This is a genomic window from Verrucosispora sp. WMMC514 (assembly GCF_027497295.1).
GTDB classification, from domain to species: Bacteria; Actinomycetota; Actinomycetes; order Mycobacteriales; family Micromonosporaceae; genus Micromonospora; species Micromonospora palythoicola.
In genome coordinates this window covers 3,155,228-3,173,940 of sequence record NZ_CP114906.1, presented here as the reverse complement: position 1 = coordinate 3,173,940, position 18,713 = coordinate 3,155,228, and the positions used below count along the sequence as shown (strand labels likewise).

Genomic DNA, 18,713 nt, shown 5'->3' with positions numbered 1-18,713 from the left:
GGGCATCTCGTCGCAGCCGGGCCATCATCCGGCGAGGCGGTCCCGGAGGAACGCGACGATCTCGGTCCGCGCCGATCTGGCCTGCGGTACCACGCCCGGCATGCTGAGGAACGCGTGTGTCGCTCCGGGGTGTTCGGTGAGCTGTGCGGGCGTCCCGGCCTCACGCAGCCGTCGCGCGTACGTGCGTCCGTGATCGGCCAACGGGTCGAGGGTCGGCACCACCACCAGTGCCGGAGCCAACCCGCTCAGGTCGTCGGCGAACAACGGTGACACCGCGCGAGGATCCGTTCCTTCCGGAGCGGCCAGCCGGCGGAACAGTTCCAGCTGCGGCACGGTGAGGGTCGGGCTGGTGGCGTGCTCACTCATCGAGGCGTAGTCGAACGCCGTCGAGGTCAGATCGACACAGGGATTGACCAGCACCTGTGCCCGTACCGTCAGGTCGGACTCCCGGGCGCGGATCGCGGCCAGCGCGGCCACCACCGATCCGGCGCTCTCGCCGAAGACGGCCACCCGGGTCGGGTCGATTCGCCACCGCGCGGCGTGCCGCACGACGTGGTTCAGCACGTCCCAGCCGTCGTCGACAGCAGCGGCCAGCGAGATTCCCGGTGCGACGAGGCGGTGTTCGACCGACACGACCACCGCGGGCAGTCGACAAGCGAGGTGGCTGTTGACCCAGTCGCTCTGCACGGCTGTACCCACGAATCCACCGCCGTGGACGTGGAGCACGAGCGGCAGGCCGGCCGGGTGGTCGGGTACGGACGACGACCGGTAGACCCGAACCTGGAGCGCCCGGTCGGGCAGCGTCAGCTGCTGCCAGTCGATCCCGGCCCTGCGGTCCGGAAAACCGGTGACCAACCGCGCCAGGCTGGAGGCCCGCCGGCGGTTCTCCGCGTCGCGGAAAGCGGCCAAGGCCTCGGCCGGCATCGTCGACCAGTCCGGCTCCTTCCGCAGGGCGTGCAGCAGCCGGACGCCCAGCGGCGGCCGCCGCATCTCGACCGTGTCGCTCATGGCTCCTCCTCGATCACGATTACGATACTTCGAGTATCGATACTAGGAGTAGCATAACTGGTTATCGTGTGACCATGGACCGAGCGACCACACCCCCCAGACCGGCCGGCCGTCCCCGCTCCAGCGTCGACGCCACGGTCTTCGCCGCCACGCTCGACACGGTCCACCAGCTCGGCTACGCACACGCCACCGTCGATCGCATCGCCGCCGCGGCAGGCGTCGCGAAGACCACGATCTACCGCCGCTGGCCGTCGAAGGGAGCGCTGATCACCGCCTGCCTCGTCGACGCGTTCGGCCCGGCGCCACTGACCGGCGCCAGCCGGAAGGAGATCATGTCGACGGCGATCCGCTGGGTCGCGGCGAAGATCGGTGAGCCCGGGATCGGCGCGGCGTTCGCGGGCGTGTTCACCGATGCCGTGAACGATCCCGCCCTGCGCCAGCTTCTTTCCGCACAGTTGCAGGACCCCTACCGGCTCGCGCTTCAGGAGACCCTCGGCGAGCCGGAGAACCGGGTGCTCTTCCTCATCGACGTGGTCGTCGGAACCCTGCTGCACCGGATGGGCATGACCGGCGAGCCGATGGTCGACGCCGACGTCGACGCCCTGGTCGAGATGGTCCTACGCACGCTTCGCTAGTGCGGTGGTGCTGGCGCGTCGCGGCCCGGCAGGGTGGTTCGCCAGGCCGCGACGAGGGCCGCCACGTCGGGGTACCGGTCGGCGGGTGTCGTGGCGGCGGCGCGTGCGGCTACCTGCCGCTGGAGTTGGGAGCCACGCCAGCCGACCGGGGAGTCGAGCAGGTGGTGGATGGTACGGCCCAGGGTGTGGACGGTGGTGCGCTGGTCGATGACGGCGCCGCGGACGAATTCCTCGGGTGCCATGTACCGGCGGGATCCGGGGAGCCGGTCGGCGTCGAGGGTGAACGGACCGGGACGGTACTCGTCGAGATCGATCAGGCGTATTCGACGGGCCTGGAAGTCGTAGTGGAAGCAGCCGTCGTAGAGGTCGACCGCGACGTAGCCGGCGGCCGTCACGGCCAGATGCGCGTCGAGGACGGTGTCGATCGCCGTTTCGACGTCGCGCCGGGGTAGCTGCTGGAACCGGTGCAGGGCGCTGCGGTCCGAGCCGCGGGTGGTGGCATGGTTCAAGACGTTGCCCTCGTGCCACGAATAGACCAGCACCGGCCCGTCGAGAACGTGCTCGGGGCGCACGATCGCCGGGTGGCGCACCGCGGCGTGGAACCGGACGGCCCGCAGCAGAGACTGCCGACTCCGGGCGCTGGTGGCTGTCTTGACGAACCACCGGCGTCCGGACGCCTCGACGCCGTAGGAGACGCACCCGGAATCCTGGGCGTCGAAGACAGCGAACGCGGACGCCAGCGGTAACTCCATCACGTACCGGGAGAGTAGGGCAGGTCCGCCACGATTGCCGGCCGGCTGGACCGCGGCTCACCCGGTCTCCGGGTCGCCGACCTGCGACGTCCCGCCCCCGTCGCGCAGCAGCGCGGCCAGAGCTGCCCGCGAGCTGACCCCCAGCTTGCGGTACACCCTGGTCAGGTGAGCCTCGACGGTCCGTTCGGTCACGTAGAGCCGCATCGCGGCGGCGCGGTTGGTATGGCCCTCGGCGACCAGGGCAGCGACCCGGCGCTCGGCCTGGGTGAGCTCAGGTCCGGCGATCAGGGCCCACCGCCGCTGTCCGGCTCCGTGCCGGCGCTGGGCGTTCACCACCTGCTGGCGTAACCACTCGGAGGGCGTGCGTTCGGCGATCACCCGGGCGAGGTTGATGTGTTCCCGGGCGGAACCGGTTTCGCGTAGCGCATCGAGACAGCCGGCCACCGCGAGATGGGCCTCGCCGAGCGACAGGTCAGCCTGCCGATCGGCGAAGAGCCGGACGGCTTCCCGGGCGGCGGTCAGTGCGCTGACCGGGTCCCGGCGCGCGAGCAGCACCTGCGCGGTGGCCAGGCGTGCCTCGGCCCGCCGGATCTCCAGACCGAGCGCGGCGGCGGCGACCTCCGCCCGCTGCGACCAGGCGTACGCCTCGTCGAGCAGGCCGCCGGCCAGCAGGAACTCGGCGTGCCCGGCGAGCCACTTGGGCTGCAGGTCCCGCCGGCTGAGTCGGCCCCGGCCCGGCTGCACGAGCGTGCCGGTCAGGTGTCGCGCCTCGGTGTGCCGCCCCTGAGCGAACCGGATGTGGGACAGCACGGCCAGTGCGGTGTCGCGCAGGGTCTGGTCGTGCCGGGCCTCCCGGACGGCTTCCTCACCGACCGCAGCGGCGGCCTGCGGTCCGGCCCGCCAGAGCAGCGCCATCGCCCGGTAGGTGAGTGCGATCGCCACCGCCGGCCGCGCGCCGACCGACCGACCGGCCCGTTCCGCCTCGATCGCCACGCTGATCGCCTCGTCCAGTCGCCCGCTACCGGCGGCGATCCGCGCCTGGCCGGCGAGGAGCCCGGGCAGCAGGTGCGCCTGGCCGTGTTCCCGGGCCAGTGCCACCGCCCGGGTGACGTGTCGCAGTGCGCCCTCCTTCTCCAGGACGACCCCCTGCACCCAGGCCAGCCATTCCGGGACGTCGAGGCAGCCGGCGAGGGCACGGTCGGACATGGCGTCGACGAGTGCCTCGGCCACGCGCAACTCGCCGGCGGCGACGTCGGTGGACCCGTGTTCGGCGGCTCGGGCGGCGAGGGTGGTCCGGGCCACCGCCGCCAACGGTGGGTCCGTTTCCGCTCCGGTCGCCGCCCGGATCTCGGTGACCAGCGGGTTCAGGTCGCCCCACCGGCCGCTTCGGGCGGCGAGTCGCCCCTGCGCCACGGACAGCCGGGGCCGTAGTCGCGGCAGCGTCGTGGTGTGCTCCCGCGCCAGCCTGGCCAGCGCCGGGGCACTGGGGCCGAGCCGATCCGCCAGGTCCGCCCGCAGGACTGCGGCGGCGAGCCGGGTCTCGGGGCCGGGCGACGCGTCGAGCGCCGTCTGCGTGAGGCGGAGTGCGCCGGTGAGATCGCCGGCCGCGGCCGTTGCCCGGGCCCTGGTCAGCAGCGCGTCACCGAACGCCACCGGATCGTCCGGAGGGGCCAGGGTGACCGCGAGGCGACTCACTCGGGCGGCCAAGGGCGGGTCGACGGTCACCAGCTCCCGGGCCACCTCGTGGACCCGGGTGAACCGGGAGGCGGCCGCGCCGGCCCGCAACAGGTGCCAAGCGCAGGTACGCGGGTCGGCACGGCGCTGGCGCAGTGCCGCGTCGGCACGCAGGTGCGCTTCGGACCGCCAGCCGGTGGGAGCATCCTGGTAGGCCGCCGCCCGGACCAGGGCGTGCCGCGGACGCAGGATGGCGTCGTCGGCCGCGTACCGGAGCAGGTCCATGCGGACGAGCCGGTCCAGCGCCTCGACGGTCGTCGTACGGCCGTGCTGCCCGACCTCCGCCACCAGGGCGGGGTCGGCCGCCTCGCCGAGAACGGCCACGGTGTGCAGGATCCGCCGGGTCGGCTGGTCCGCCAGGTCGATCTCGGGGCCGAGGAGCCCTGCCAGGCAGCGGGACGGGCCGAGTTCCACGACCCGTTCGAGCACGACTGTGCCGTCTGCGTCGACCAGTTCGGGGTGCGCGTCGAGGACCGCGAGCAGCCCGGGCAGTCGTGCACCGGCTGCCGCCAGCGTCGCGCGCCGGGTCGCCGGCAGCACGCGCGAAAGCAACGCCTCCGCCGCTGCCTCGGGGAGCGCGCCCAGTGGCACGGCCAGTTGTCGTATCCCCGCGCCGGTGCCCGTGACCAGGCGGAGCAGGCTTCGGGGTGCCTGTCGCGGCCGGTAGGCGCAGAGCACGGCCAGCCGTCCGGGGGGTGGTGTGTCCACCAGCAGGTGCCGCAGGGCGGCCAGCGCCGGCTCGGCCCGGTGGGCGTCGTCGAGGACGGCGACGACGGGACGGGCCCGACTGAGCCGGCCGAGGCGGGCGAGAGCCGCGGGCGTCCACCGGTGGGCGGTCAGGTCGACATGGAACACGCTCGGCAGTTGCCGGAGCAGGTGGGTCAGGAAGGCCGTCTTTCCGGCACCGGGATCACCGGTGATCTCGACGATCGTCGGCTGCCCCGGCACGAGCCCGGCCAGACCGGCACGGACCGCAGCGAAGTCGTCGTCCCGTCCCACCAACATGGACATTCGCTCACGATAGGTGACCCGGACGGGTGATCTACGTAAGGGCTTTCCCCAATGCTCCTGCCGGTACCTGCCCGCCACCATGTGCCGGGTTCCGCCGCCCCGGCGGAACTCCCAGCAACAGGCGAGGGTGAGGAGAACTGAGTGCCCAGAAATCGATGGCGCCGACTGATGGCGCCGGCGCTCGTGATGTCGTTGGTGGTGTCCGGGATCGCGGGGCAGGGCGTGGCCAACGCCCGCCCGACCGAGGACCGGGCCTCGGCAGGCGCTGCGGCGACGCCGACCGTGGGTACGACGGCGGACGGCGCGGCGCTGATGCGTGGTGTCTTCTTCCTGCAGGGCGAGGTGGGCCAGAAACTGGAGCGCCTGCCGTACGTCTCCATGGACGCCGAGAACCTGCGCAAGAACCGGTCTGCCGAGGCGGTGCAGGCGGTGACCCGGCTGATCGAGCAGGCCGAGGCGGCCCAGCCCGGACTGCTCGCCAGCTTCTCCACCGGCATGCGCAGCGGCGATCCGTACCAGGTCGAGGCCGCGCTGACCGAAGCCGGCTCGGCGTTGGAGGCGGCGTTGGGAGATCGGCCGATCCTGTTCAGCGATGACGACGAAGAGGACACCGACACGGCGTTCATGGTGGAAACCGCCGTCGCGGTGGTGAACGTCGGAACCGTCGCGGTGTCCCTGGCCGTGGCGGTCACGGTGGCCGCCGTACTCGTCGTGGTGGCGTTCCTCGACAGCCGGGAGCGGCCCCTGGGCGGCCGCGACCTGGAGACCGAACGGCTCATGGCCCTGTTCGCCACCGAGCTGCGCACCATCTGAACCGGTGCGGGTGGGACTCCCGTGCCCACCCGCGCCCCTTCTTCCGCGAGGAGATGACATGGCGGACAACCGGAACCAGGTGGTCGTACCCCGCCGCCCGGTGGTCTGGATCGGGCTGCTGGTGGGCCTGGTCGCTCTGTTCGACCTGCAGACGTTCCTACCGGGCAACGCGGTCACGCTGCCCGGCCAGCAGCAGGCCGCCCCGGCGTTCCGGGCGCTCCTGCCGCAGGGGTGGGCGTTCTTCACCAAGTCGCCCCGCTCCCCCGACCTCTCCGTCCACGCGATCCGGCCCGACGGCCGGTTGGACGACATCACCACCGCCGCGTACGCCGAGCCACGCTACGCCTTCGGGCTCGACCGGTCCGCCCGAGCGCAGGCCACCGAACTGGCCATTGTGGTCTCCCGGATCCCCGGATCGGTCTGGCAGCAGTGCCGGCAACCGACAGCCGCCTGCCTCGTCGAGGCGATGTCGACACCGGCCGCACCGGTCCGCAGCGGCGACGACACGCCCTCGGTCTGCGGCCCGGTCGTCATCGCCCGTACCGAGCCGGTGCCGTGGGCGTACCGGGACCTGGTCGCCGGCGAGTTCCGGTACACCCACGTCGTTCGCCTGGAGGTGTCATGCTGACCAGCCGCCCGTCGAGCATTTCCGTCGCGGTGCCCTGGGGGTCCTGGCTGGGGCTCGCCCGTACGCTGCTCGCCACCGCGACCGCCGCGACGCTTGTGTTCACTGACGCCGACGCGCTGTTCACGCCACTTCTCAGCCGGGGACCGGGGCCGCACTGCACCGGCCTGTCCGACATCGGCGCCTTCTGTCTGGCCGGGCCGGAGCACGCGAACCTGGTGCGGTGGGCGTGTGTGGCGGTACTGCTGGTGGTGGCGAGCGGGTGGCGACCCCGGTTCACCGCTCTGCCGCACTGGTGGATCGCCTTCAGCGTGAGCACCAGTGTGTCCATCCCGGACGGCGGCGAGCAGGTCAACCAGGTACTCACCCTGCTGCTGGTACCGGTCCTGCTGGCCGACCCGCGCCAGTGGCACTGGCAGCCGGCGCCCCCGGCGGACCGGGTGGTGCGCCCCGGCGGTCGGGGCGTGGTGCTGGTCGCCACGGCGGTGGTCCTGCTCTTCGCGATCCGTCTCCAGGTCGCCGGCATCTACTTCCAGGCGTCGGTGGCCAAGCTCAGCAAGCCGGAGTGGGCCGACGGCACGGTGATGTACTACTGGCTCAACCATCACAGCTTCGGCGCCCCCGGCTGGTTGCAACCGGTGACGGACGCGCTGGTGACCCGGCCGGTGCCGGTCGCTCTGCTGACCTGGACTCCGCTGGTGATCGAGTTCGCCCTGGCCGTCAGCCTGCTGCTGCGTCCGGCCGTACGGTGGTGGCTGCTGCCGTTCGGTGTGCTGCTGCACGTCGGCATCGCGGTGTTGATGGGATTGTGGAGCTTCTCGCTGGCCATGCTGGCGGCGCAGGTGCTGTTGCTCGTGCCGATGGGGGCGAACCTGCCTGGCTCCTGGCGGGCGGTGCGGAACCTGGTCGGTCACCGGGGCGCCCAGCAGCCGGGCGAGGATGCCCCGGACGTGGTTGTGGAGTCGACCAAGCGGCCGAAGAAGGACGAACCGGTCCTGGTGGGCCAGCCGACGCACTGAACACGGTTCCCGTACGAGGTCCTGATGCAGCTCCGCGCAGGCCGCATCGACTGCCGGTACGCTGCATCGGCGACCTCGGACCGGTCACCGTTCCCGACGGGTGCACACCGACGTTCCTCGGCACTGGCAGATGAAAGGCGACCCGACATCATGACGGCGCTACCAGGTGAACTGCCCGTTGCCGCGGATCCGCCGGGCACCGGCCAGGCAGCGGAGGATCTGCGGACGCTGTTCGGGGAGTCCATTGCCGTCTTCGCGGCGCTCGCGGGGCCGGAGCACCGGGTGGAGGCGGCCAATCCGGCGTTCGTCGCCGCTGTCGGCGAACAACGGGCCCGCACCGGCGTACCGCTCGTGGAGGTGCTGCCCGAACTGGCCGCGCAGGGCTTCGTCGACCTGCTCGACGAGGTCTACCGCACGGGTGAGCCCTACACCGGCCGGGACGCCCGGGTCGTGCTGGGCACCGGGCCGCACGCGCGGGAGGCGTACTTCGACTTCACCTACGAGCCGCGCCGGGACGCCGACGGCACCGTGTTCGGCATCCGCGTGATCGGTGTGGAGACCACCCAGGTCAAGCAGGCTCAGCGGCTGATGGCCGAGCACCGGGCCATGTTGGAGCAGATCGCCCGACAGGCACCGCTGACCGAGGTGCTCGACGGGATGGCGCGCTGCATCGAGAAGCTCGCGCCGCAGGAGATGCTCGTTTCCGTGCTGCTCGCCGACCCCGACGGTCGGCACCTGCGTCATGGTGCCGCGCCCAGCCTCCCCGACTTCTACAACGAGGCCATCGACGGGATCGCCACCGGTGAGGGCGTCGGATCCTGCGGCACCGCCGCGCACCGGCGGGAATCGGTGATCGTCACCGACATCGCCGTCGATCCCTTCTGGGCCGACTTCCGCGACCTGGCCGGGCGGGCCGGACTGGCCGCCTGCTGGTCCACCCCGATCCTGGCTCGCGACGGCAGCCTGCTGGGCACCTTCGCCATGTACCACCGCACTCCGCGCGTGCCGCAGGACACCGACTTGGCCCTCGCCCGGGTCTTCGCTGGCACTGCCGCACTTGCCATCGAGCGGCACCACATCGAGCAGGCGAAACTCGCCGCCGAGACGCGCGCGAAGGCAGCCCGTGACGACCTCGCCAAGGCGGTACGCGCGGAGCGGGAGCTTCGTGCCGAGGCCGAGCAGCGCGCCAGCGCCGCCGCTGAACTGAATACGCAGATGCGTGCCGCCGCGGCTGCGCAGGCCACCACCCCACACCCGGAGACCTGTCAACTCGGCGGCACCCAGGAGTGCACCGCACCGGCCGAGATCAAGATCGCCGATTCGTGGGGCGACTCGGCGTGGGGCTGTCCCCGCCATGTCGAGGAAGCCATCCTCAACGTGCGGACGGTCTTCATCGCCAGCGAGGAACTCGGCGGCCTGGCCGCGTACCTCAACCGCTGACCGCCGGGTATCAGGCCGCACGGCCAGGACTCGAACTACTCTGAGTCACCATTTCGACACACCCCTACCCGACCGGGTTCCGGGTCGCCAACACTCCTTTCATGGAGAGCAGTGGGCGTGAGCGCAGCGACGAGCGTTTCGAGAAGGTGGCCGAGGAGACCTCCGAGACGGTGACCCATGCGGCCAGCGTGCTGGAGGAGGAACTCGCGGCGGGCATTGCCAGCGCGCGGCGGCTGGAAGAGAAGCTGAGCGCCGACCGCCGGGTGGACCCGGAGGCGTTCGACGAGTTGGTGACGCGGGTCCGCACCGACGGGCACGCGCTCATCGACACCGTGGTCGCGCAGTTGAAGACCTCCGACGACCGGCGTGGTGAGGTGATCCGCCGGTACACGTCGGACGCGCACGACGCCCTCGACGGCGTGCTCAACCTCGCGCGGTTGGTGCCGGACATGGCGAACGGTCTGGTCGACCGGCTCACGCCGGAGGCCAGGCAGCAGCCCAGGCCCTCGGACAGGTAGCCGGACCACCGGCGTGACCGGCGGTCATGTCACCCAGATGCTGGAGCGCTATCGCGTCCTCGCGATCGACGCGCTCCTCGCGGGTGTGCCGTCGGGCGGACCGCACTACCTCTATGACCTGGTCAGCGAGTATCCGCGGCGGTGGGGCAAGGGGCTGCGGGCCGCCCTCTGCCTCGCCGCCTGCCGGGCCTTCGGTGGCGCTCCGTCGGTGGGGCTCAACGCGGCGGTGACGGTGGAACTGTTCCACAACGCGTTCCTGATCCATGACGACATCCAGGACGAGAGCGAGCAGCGGCGCGGAGCGCAGACCCTGCACGGCGAGTACGGGGTCGGTGTCGCCCTCAACGTGGGCAACATGACGAACCTGCTCGCGTTGCAACGGCTCGCCGCCAACCGTCGGGCCCTCGGCTCGGGGATCGCGTGGCGGCTGTTCGAGGAGACCCAGCTCATGCTGCGTCACTCGTTGGAGGGGCAGGCCATCGAGGTCGGCTGGATCCGGGACAACGTGTGCGACCTCGACGCGGACGACTACTACCGGATGTGCCTGAAGAAGACCTCCTGGTACACCTGCATCTACCCGTGCCGTACCGGCATCCTCGTCGCCACCGGTCAGCAGGACGCGATCGACGTGCTCGACCGCTACGGCTGGTATCTGGGTGCCGCGTTCCAGATCCAGGACGACGCGCTCAACCTCGTGGGGGACTTCGCCCGCTACGGCAAGGAGATCGCTGGCGATCTCTGGGAGGGCAAGCGGACGCTGATCCTCATCGACTTCATGCGGCGCTGCACCGGCGCCGAACGCGAGCGGCTGCTGGAGTTCCTGCGCCGGACCCGGACGCAGCGCACGGCCGCCGAGGTTCGGTGGTTGCACGGGCGGCTGCTCGCCTACGACTGCGTCGAGTCCGCCCGCCGCAGCGCCCGCGACCTGGCCGCCGCCGCTTATCGGGAAGGACGGCGGGCGTTGGGGCCGGCGGCCGAGACCGAGGACGGACGGTTCCTGCTCGGCCTACCCGAGTACGTCGTGGAACGCAGCCGGTAGCGAACGGATACTCAATCTGACGTCCCGGGCGGTGCCGTGCTCTGCCGGACCGTGAGGGACGTACCCAACTCCAGGCCGACCTGCGGTGCCCGCTCCCCGCGACCGAGCGCCAGTGCCAGCTCGGTGGCGGTGACGGCCATCTCGGTCAGTGGCTGGTGAACGGTGGTCAGCGGCGGATCGACCAGGTCCGCCAGGGGCAGATCGTCGAAGCCGACCACGCTCAGATCGGTCGGGATCCGCAGTCCCAGCTGCCGTGCCGCCTGGTAGACGCCGAACGCCTGCAGGTCGTTGGCCGCGAAGATCGCCGTCGGACGATCGGGCCGGTTCAGCAGGTCGAACGTGGCCGCCTCGCCACCCGCTCGGGACAGTTCGGCACGGACGATCAAGGACTGCTCCCCGCTCAGGCCGGCGGCGTCGCACGCGGAGCGGTATCCGTCCAGCCGGGCCCGGCAGCACAGGATCGGTTCCGGCGCGGCGATCATCGCGATCCGTCGGTGGCCCAGTCCGATCAGGTGACGGGCCGCGGACCGGCCACCGGCCCAGTTCGTCGCCCCCACGAACGGAACATCGTCCGGCAGTTCGACGGTGGGGTCGAAGACCACGAACGGGATGCCCCGAGCGCGCAGTTGGTGACGCTGCTCCTCGTCCAACTGCGCCACAGTCACCAGGCAGTCCGGGCGGCGGGAAAGAGTGTCGTCGATCCAGTACCGGATCGCGCTGCGGTGCGGCCCGAACTCGGTCAGGATGACTCCCACACCGTGCTGCCGGGCGACGCGCTCCACCCCACGGATGATCTGCACGCCCCACATGTCCTCGATCTCGTCGAAGACCAGTTCCATCATGTTGGATCGGGCGGACGGCGACGACCGGCGGTAGCCGTGCCGGCTGATCGCGGCCTCGACGCGGGCCCGGGTCTGTGCCGCCACGCCGGACCGGCCATTTATGACCTTGGAAACGGTCGGTACCGAGACGCCGGCGGACTCCGCGATCGCGGCGATCGTCACCGGCCGCAACGGATCGCCGAGCTGCGGCTTCAGGTCAGCGGGCTCGCTCGGCTCGGCGCGCGTCAACCTGGCCACCTTCTCACCGGTCCCTGGCGGCCGTGCCGGACCGCGTCGGCCATCGCCGGACGGCCGGGGCCGCCTCCTCGTTTCCGGGCGCAAGGATAACCGTTCAGTGCGATGCCGGGGGTGGCGCCGCCAGGCATACGGCGCCGTGATCGCCCCGATCCCGGGCCGCGGCGACAGGCATTCTCATTGACGGCGATCGAAGAAAGTTGTAACGTTTCGCGCGGAAACTTTCCAGGCCATGAGGCCGAAAGTTTCCGCGCGGGAGTTCCAGGGCTCGTCGCGGACGTCAGGGCAGCGTCCGCATGTCTCTCACCCTTCGTTGCGCGCGGCCGGGCAACCCATCGGTACGTCAATCGCCGCGCATTCCCGGCCGTGACGGCTCGAAGGCCCATGTCTTCGTACGCCATGCCCTGTGCTGGCAGCCCGTCCGCCGACAAGCACGAACCGGCGGAGCGGCCGGTCCACGACACGGGCGCCACTATGGCGAGGAGTTGCTGATGAGCTCGAAGAACAGACGAAGGACCCCCTGGCGTGCCGGCATGGTCGCCGGGGCGGTGACCGCGCTGATGATGGCAGGGACGATGGTGACCGGCAGCGCCCAGGCGGCGGCCGGCTGCCGGGTGGCGTACGAGGTCTCGTCCCAGTGGCCGGGCGGCTTCACCGCGAACGTGAACGTGACGAATCTCGGCGATCCGATCAACGGCTGGAAGCTGGCGTGGACGTTCCCCTCCGGCCAGCGGGTCACCCAGGCCTGGAACGCGACGGTCACCGCGTCGGGTAGCCAGGTCACCGCGACGAACATGAGCTACAACGCCGCCATCGGCACGAACGCCGCGGTCTCCTTCGGCTTCAACGGGTCCTGGACCGGGAGCAACACCGCACCGACCTCGTTCACGTTGAACGATGTCGCCTGCACCGGAGGCGTCGGTCCCTCGCCGACGCCCAGCCTCTCCCCCACCACGTCACCGTCGGTCACGCCGACGGCCACCCCACCGCCGGGGAACCGGATGGAGATGGTGGCGGCGATGCAGCCTGGCTGGAACCTGGGCAACACCCTCGACGCCATCCCGGACGAGACCGCCTGGGGCAACCCGTTGACCACCCGGGAGATGCTGCGCCACATCCGTGCACAGGGGTACCGGAGCATCCGCCTCCCGATCACCTGGAGCAACCACCACGGGCCGGCGCCGGACTACACCATCGACCCGACCTGGCTGAACCGGGTCCGCGAGATCGTCGACTGGTCCCTCGCGGAGGACCTCTACGTGATGATCAACCTGCATCACGACTCGTGGCAGTGGATCAACAGCTATCCGACCGACCACACGAACGTGATGAGCCGCTACCAGGCGCTGTGGAGCCAGCTCGCCACCGCGTTCCGCGACCACTCGGCGAAGCTGGTGTTCGAGAGCATCAACGAGCCGCAGTTCGCCGGCACATCGGGTGACGCCGAGAGCGACCAGGTGCTGCACGAGTTGAACCTGGAATTCGTCCGCCTGGTACGCCGGTCCGGCGGAGCCAACGCCACCCGCCTGCTGGTGCTGCCCACCCTGCACACCAGCGGCGAGCAGGCCCGGATGGACGCGTTGCTGGCCACGTTCGACGAACTCGACGACCCCAACCTCGTCGCCACCATCCACTTCTACGGCTGGTGGCCGTTCAGCGTCAACATCGCCGGCGGTACCCGCTACGACAGCAACGTCGAGCAGGACATCATCGGCAGCTTCGACCGGGCGTACAACACGTTCGTGTCCCGGGGCATCCCGGTCATCATCGGTGAGTGGGCCCTGCTCAGCTACGACTACACCCGGCCCGGGATCATCCAACGGGGTGAGCTGCTGAAGTTCTTCGAGGCGGTCGGCCATCACGCCCGCATCCGGCAGCTCACCACCATGCTGTGGGACGCGGGTTCGTTCCTGCACCGGCCGGAGCTGCGCTGGCGGGACCAGGGCATCTACGAACTGATGAAGGCGAGCCTGACGACCCGCTCCGCCACCGCGTCCACCGATCAGATCTACGTACCCCGCACGGGCGGCATCACCAGCAGGTCACTCACCCTCAACCTGAACGGCACCTCGTTCCAGAGCCTCTGGCACGGCGGCACCCGACTGACGAACGGCACCGACTACACCGTCTCCGGCAGCACGCTCACGCTGACCCGGACGGCCGTCACCCGGTTGGTCGGCAACCGGGCCACCGGCGTCAACGCCACCATCGAGGCCCGCTTCACCAGCGGCGTGCCGTGGCAGATCAGCATCATCAGCTACGACCCGCCGACCCAGACCGCAGCCAACGGTACGACCAGCGGCCTCACCATCCCCACCCAGTTCCGCGGTGACCAGCTCGCCACCATGGAGGCCGAGTACGCCGACGGCAGCGCCGCCGGACCGGCCAACTGGACCACCTACAAGGAGTTCTGGAGCAGCTTCCGGCCCGACTACGGCGCCAACACCATCTTCCTGACACCCGAATTCTTCGCCGAGGTCAACGACGGCGCCGTGACGCTCACCTTCCACTTCTGGAGCGGCACTCAGATCACCTACCGCCTGACGAAGTCCGGCAGCACGATCACCGGCAGTCCGGCCTGACCATGATGCGACGTGGCCGGTGCGGGTACGTCCGCACCGGCCACGACGGGCACCGCCGGGTTCAGCCGCCGAGGGTGGCAAGTTCCGAGACGACCACGTTCGTCAGTGCCCGGCCGTCGCGGCGGACCTGGCGCAGATACCACTTCTGGATCGGCGCGTGGGTGGACTTCGCGAACTGCCAGGGCCCACGGGGGCTGTTGAGCTGCCCGAGGCCGGCGATCGCGGCGTTGATCTGCTCCGGGGTGGGGTTCACACCCGCTGCGGCGATGGCCCGGTCCAGTACGGCCGCCGCGTCGTACGACGCCATCACGATCGAGGTGGGTACCCGCCCCGGGTAGGCCGCGTTCCAGGCGGCGACGAATTCCCGGTTGGCCGCGTTGTCGAGGTCGGGCGAGTAGTTCAGGCCGTTGTAGATACCCTCGGCCGCGTCGCCCTGCTCGACCAGGCTCGCCGGCTCGGTCACGAAGCCCGCCGCGTAGAGCGGCAGGTCGGCGACGGGGGATGCGGCGAACTGCTTGACGAAGGTGATGGCGTTCTGCGCGTCGAAGAAGCAGTAGACCGCGTCGGCGCCGGACTCGGCGATCTCGTCCAGGTACGGCCCGAAGTCCTCGGTGACCGGGAACGGGCTGAAGACGGCCTTGCCGCCGGGGTTGGCCAGCCGGCCACCGAGGTCGGTGAACGTGTCGACGAAGCCGCGCAACTCGTCGCGACCGCTCTGGAAGTCCGGCCCGATGGCATAGACCCGGCCCTGCCCCACCTCCTGCTTGACGAACGGCGCCATGGCCACGCCCGGCTCCACGGAGATCAGGTTGGTGTGCCAGATGTACGTCACGTCGGTCAGCGCCGGCCGCCCCAGGGCACCGACGAGCGGAACCTGGTGCTTGTCGATGAGCGGCAGGATGGCCGCCACGCTGCCGCCGTTGATGATGCCGGTGATAGCCGAGACGCGATCCTGCTCCAGCAGTTTCGTGGCGGACTCGACCGTCACGTCGCGTTCGTATCCCTCGTCGGCGACGATCAGCTCGGCCGGGTGGCCGCCCAACTGCCGGCCGCGCATGTCCAGATAGAGCTGGAAGCCGTCGCGCAGCTCGGAGCCGGGTGCCTCGAGCGACCCGGCCAGGGCGGTGATCATCCCGATCCGGATGGTCTGACGTTGCGGCTCCGATCCGCCGTCACAGGCGGTGGTGGCGGCGACCAGCACGCCGGTCAGCAGGGCCGCGACGAGCCGACGGGTGGGGTGGCTGGCGTTCACAGCATCCCCAGCAACTGGGACCGCACCGCCGGGGTCAGCACCTCACCCATCCGGTTCGCCAGGTCGGTCATCTCGTACGAGACCTGACCCACGTCGCAGACCGGGGACGCCAGCACGAGCAGCGAGGCCCCGTCGCTGAACGACATGCAGAACATGAAGCCGCCGTCCATCTGGGTCACATTGGAGATCACCGAGCCCGCCTGGAAGAACCGGGCAGCCCCGACGAGCAGGGCTATCAGTCCGCTGCCGGTGGCGGCGAGCTGATCCGCCCGGTCCCGGGGCAGGCTGTGGTTGTGCGCCAGGACCAGCCCGTCGGTGGAGATGGCGAGGGCATGACTGACCTCAGGAGTACGGTTCACGAAGTTCTGCAACAGCCAGCTCAGGTCGTTCGGGCTTGTCACGACGTCGCTCCAGATCGGGGAGGGGTGGACGGTCAGCGTCAGAAGGAGGTGGTGGACCGGCGTCCGGCGACGCCCTTGGCGTAGGCCGACATCGCCGCCGACACGGCGGCCGGGTCCAGCTTCCGCCGCGGGTCCGCGCTTGGTTGCTGTGCCTCGGGTACGAGGTGCGGCTGCGGGACCCGGCGCGGCAGACCGACCTGCGTGGCGGGCGCTGGAGTGGCGGTCGCCCACTTCTCACCGTCGTCGACCGGCCAGATGACGGCCACCGAGTCGCCGTCGAAAGCGGTCTTGAACCAGCCGTTCACCGTCGGCCCGGTCGGCGACCCGACCCCGATGGGCTGTGGCTGGGCTGCTGGCTGGAACAGCGGTGCGGGCACCGGTGGGGCGACCGAGCCGTTCGGTGCCGGCGCGCTCGCCCGTACCGCGCCCGCCGTGCCGACACCGGCCGGGATCCGCCCGGCGCTCGGCACCTGGTTGTCGGGACCGGCCACCGGGACGGTGGCGCGGCTCGTCGAGGCCACGGCCGGACGTCTCCCGGCGGCGGAGGGTCGGCCTCGGCCCAGTTCGGGCTCCGCCGGCGGCAGCTGCTGCGCCGGCCGGCGTACCACGATCGGTGCCGGCAGCGTGATCTCGGCTACCGTGCCGCCCGTCGGTCCGGGCCGCAGCTCGACCCGCACCCCATGCCGGGCGGCGAGCCGGGCGACCACGGACAGACCCATGGCCCGCACTCCCGACACGTCGACCGACGCCGGGTTGGCGAGCGCCGCGTTCAACTGCGCGCACCGCTGCGGGGACAGCCCGACACCCTGGTCCACCACCTGCACGATGGCCCGGTCCGAGAGCGCGTGCCCGGTGACCAGCACCTCCGCCTCCGGCGGGGAGTACCCGGTCGCGTTGTCCAGCAGTTCGGCGACCAGGTGCACGATCTCGTCAACCGCGTTGCCGGCGATCGCCAGCTCCTTGTCCACCGTGCCGATCCGGACCCGGGTGTAGTGCTCGATCTGGGACAGCGCGGCCTGGATCACGTGGTCGAGCGGGACCGGTTCCTGACGTACCCGGGAGATGCCGGAACCACCGAGCACCAGCAGGCTCTGGTTGATCCGGGCCATCCGGGTCGCGAGATGGTCCAGTTGGTACAGCTGCTGGAGACGTTCGGGGTCGGCCTCGTCGCGTTCCACGTCGTCGACCTGGGCGAGCATCGCGTCCACCAGCCGCTGCTCACGTCGGGACAGGTGGACGAAGATCTCCGCGATGTTGGCTCGCATCACCGCCTGCTCGCCGGCGATCCGGACCGCCTCCCGGTGCAGGGCCCGGGTCGCGGTGGCGACCTCGGCGATCTCGTCGGAACCGGTGATCCGGAACTCCGAGACGGATCGGTCCGCCACCTCGTTGGGCTGCACGCTGCCCGGTGGGGCCGCGCTGAGTTCCCGGACGACGGCCGGAAGCCGGTCGTACGCCACCTTGGTCACCGTGTTGCGCAGGGACCGCAGCCGGCGGGTGATCCGGCGCGCCACCACACCGGTGAGGACGGCGGTGAGCGCCAGGACCAGGAAGATGCCGACGCCCTGGAGCAGCGCGTCACGCAGCAGTTGCCCCCGCTCGGTCGACACCCGGTCGGCGACGGCGGCATCCACGTCGCTCTGGATCCGGAACATCTGGCTGACCCAGCCGTCCGTGGCCTCGACCCAGTCCTCCGCGTCGACGGTGAGCCGTCCGCCGGGAAGCGTCCGGCCCACCTGATCCTGGAGCCGTTGTGCGGCGACGACCTGAGGATCGGTGCCGATCTGCTCCCAGCTGGCCGCCCACCCTGGTTCGGCGAGGGCCAGGAAGGCGTTGGTGGCCTCGGCATACCGGGCCTGGGCACCGACGATCTCCTGCTGCCCGGCCGGGGTCAGTTCGCCTCCGGCGAGGCTGCGCAGCACGATCACCTGAAGCTGACCGATCGCCTCACCCGCCTCGGAGACCGCCACCGCGGCCCGGACGTCGTCGGCGATGTTTGTCGAGGTGTCGGTGGCCACCGACGCGCGGAAGGTGAGCAGGTCCGCGACGAGGATCCGGTAGCTGAAGGCGATCGCGGACAGGGTGGCCCGCGGGCTCGACCGGACCTGCTCGCGTACCGAGCCGAGCGCCGTCAGACCGGCGTCGATCCGTTGCAGGGCCGAGTTCTCGGCCGACACCTCGGCCCGGCGTCGTTGGAACTCGACGATCTCGGCGTCGGTCTTCGCCACCTGGTCGTCGAAGGTGGCGCTGGCGGCCTGACTCTGGGTGGTCACTTCGACCGCCGCGACCACCCGTTCGGCCTGCAGGGCGCGGGCCAGCGCACCAGCCTGGGTGGACAGTGTGACGACGTCGTGCACGGTGCCCGCGTTGAGCACCTGCCGGACGGTGCCCTCAAGGGCCAGGCCGGCGAACGCCACCACGGCGATCAGGGGTACGGCGACCAGCAGCCGTAGTAGGCGGACGATGCTGCCCCGGGCCAGCCACCCCCGGCGCGCTTCGGCATGGGTACGCACCGCGGCTGCCGCTGTAGCACGTGTCACCGGCGTACTCCGCCCCCTTGCCTCATCGACGTTGATCTCAGCAGGAACCGGCGTCCACGCCGGCTACATGGTGGAGGGTGGGCATGCCTGCCCACGTCAGAGCGCCATTCCTACCACGATGTATCGGTTCACCTCTAGATCCCTTATCGCCCGCCGACGGGTTGACTGACGTCTCGGACATGAACCGGAAGCACGACAGCGAAACTTGTTCGGCCAATCGTCGTGGACCAATGGAGGAAAGGGCGAGGCCAGATCTGTATTGATCTTG

At 70.8% G+C, this 18,713-nt stretch carries 15 protein-coding genes; 8 read left to right on the top strand and 7 right to left on the bottom strand.

Features of this window, described 5'->3' with window-relative positions; genetic code table 11:
- Positions 1–24: 24 nt before the first annotated feature.
- Positions 25–1,008 carry an alpha/beta hydrolase gene (locus O7597_RS14355; RefSeq protein ID WP_281582934.1) on the bottom strand — a complete coding sequence of 328 codons (984 nt, stop codon included), beginning with the start codon at positions 1,006–1,008 and terminating at the stop codon, positions 25–27.
- Between the two features lie 74 nt (positions 1,009–1,082).
- Here O7597_RS14355 and O7597_RS14350 point away from each other — a divergent pair, with 74 nt between their 5' ends.
- Positions 1,083–1,643 carry a TetR/AcrR family transcriptional regulator gene (locus tag O7597_RS14350; protein WP_269740122.1) on the top strand — a complete coding sequence of 187 codons (561 nt, stop codon included), beginning with the start codon at positions 1,083–1,085 and terminating at the stop codon, positions 1,641–1,643.
- Here the strand turns inward: O7597_RS14350 and O7597_RS14345 are convergent.
- Both O7597_RS14345 and O7597_RS14340 read right to left on the bottom strand, forming a co-directional pair.
- Complete coding sequence (locus O7597_RS14345) at positions 1,640–2,395, bottom strand: serine/threonine protein kinase (RefSeq protein WP_281583255.1); 756 nt, start codon at positions 2,393–2,395, stop codon at positions 1,640–1,642. The two genes, O7597_RS14350 and O7597_RS14345, sit on opposite strands and share 4 nt — an antisense overlap.
- Positions 2,396–2,452: 57 nt before the next feature.
- On the bottom strand, positions 2,453–5,140 hold the full coding sequence (locus O7597_RS14340) for a LuxR family transcriptional regulator (RefSeq protein WP_281582933.1): 2,688 nt from the start codon (positions 5,138–5,140) through the stop codon (positions 2,453–2,455).
- A gap of 141 nt (positions 5,141–5,281) precedes the next feature.
- On the opposite strand from O7597_RS14340, the gene O7597_RS14335 reads away from it, so the two are divergent.
- The 6 genes from O7597_RS14335 to O7597_RS14310 all read left to right on the top strand — a co-directional run bounded on the left by O7597_RS14335 (position 5,282) and on the right by O7597_RS14310 (position 10,594).
- On the top strand, positions 5,282–5,953 hold the full coding sequence (locus O7597_RS14335; RefSeq protein ID WP_281582932.1) for a hypothetical protein: 672 nt from the start codon (positions 5,282–5,284) through the stop codon (positions 5,951–5,953).
- Between the two features lie 58 nt (positions 5,954–6,011).
- The gene (locus O7597_RS14330) at positions 6,012–6,581 is read left to right on the top strand and encodes an SdpA family antimicrobial peptide system protein (protein WP_269740125.1); all 570 of its coding nucleotides are present in this window, start codon (positions 6,012–6,014) and stop codon (positions 6,579–6,581) included.
- A complete protein-coding gene (locus O7597_RS14325; protein ID WP_269740126.1) occupies positions 6,575–7,597 on the top strand; it encodes a sporulation-delaying protein SdpB family protein in 1,023 nt (340 codons plus the stop codon). Before O7597_RS14330 ends, O7597_RS14325 begins: the two co-directional genes overlap by 7 nt.
- A gap of 150 nt (positions 7,598–7,747) precedes the next feature.
- Complete coding sequence (locus O7597_RS14320; RefSeq protein ID WP_281582931.1) at positions 7,748–9,037, top strand: GAF domain-containing protein; 1,290 nt, start codon at positions 7,748–7,750, stop codon at positions 9,035–9,037.
- A 101-nt stretch (positions 9,038–9,138) separates the two neighbouring features.
- Entirely contained in the window at positions 9,139–9,555 is a 417-nt protein-coding gene (locus O7597_RS14315) for a hypothetical protein (protein WP_269740128.1), read from the top strand.
- Positions 9,556–9,568: 13 nt separating this feature from the next.
- A complete protein-coding gene (locus O7597_RS14310; RefSeq protein ID WP_281582930.1) occupies positions 9,569–10,594 on the top strand; it encodes a polyprenyl synthetase family protein in 1,026 nt (341 codons plus the stop codon).
- An 11-nt stretch (positions 10,595–10,605) separates the two neighbouring features.
- On the opposite strand, the gene O7597_RS14305 is transcribed toward O7597_RS14310, so the two are convergent.
- The gene (locus O7597_RS14305; RefSeq protein WP_281582929.1) at positions 10,606–11,664 is read right to left on the bottom strand and encodes a LacI family DNA-binding transcriptional regulator; all 1,059 of its coding nucleotides are present in this window, start codon (positions 11,662–11,664) and stop codon (positions 10,606–10,608) included.
- 497 nt (positions 11,665–12,161) lie between these two features.
- On the opposite strand from O7597_RS14305, the gene O7597_RS14300 reads away from it, so the two are divergent.
- A complete protein-coding gene (locus O7597_RS14300; protein ID WP_348650802.1) occupies positions 12,162–14,252 on the top strand; it encodes a cellulase family glycosylhydrolase in 2,091 nt (696 codons plus the stop codon).
- Between the two features lie 61 nt (positions 14,253–14,313).
- On the opposite strand, the gene O7597_RS14295 is transcribed toward O7597_RS14300, so the two are convergent.
- The 3 genes from O7597_RS14295 to O7597_RS14285 are packed head-to-tail and all read right to left on the bottom strand — an operon-like array spanning position 14,314 to position 18,445.
- A complete protein-coding gene (locus O7597_RS14295) occupies positions 14,314–15,504 on the bottom strand; it encodes an ABC transporter substrate-binding protein (RefSeq protein ID WP_269740131.1) in 1,191 nt (396 codons plus the stop codon).
- Positions 15,501–15,905 (bottom strand): roadblock/LC7 domain-containing protein, encoded by a 405-nt coding sequence (locus O7597_RS14290; protein WP_099847772.1) that lies wholly within the window; start codon positions 15,903–15,905, stop codon positions 15,501–15,503. The genes O7597_RS14295 and O7597_RS14290 overlap by 4 nt, the downstream gene beginning before the upstream one ends.
- A gap of 38 nt (positions 15,906–15,943) precedes the next feature.
- A complete protein-coding gene (locus tag O7597_RS14285) occupies positions 15,944–18,445 on the bottom strand; it encodes a nitrate- and nitrite sensing domain-containing protein (RefSeq protein WP_281582928.1) in 2,502 nt (833 codons plus the stop codon).
- Positions 18,446–18,713: the final 268 nt, after the last annotated feature.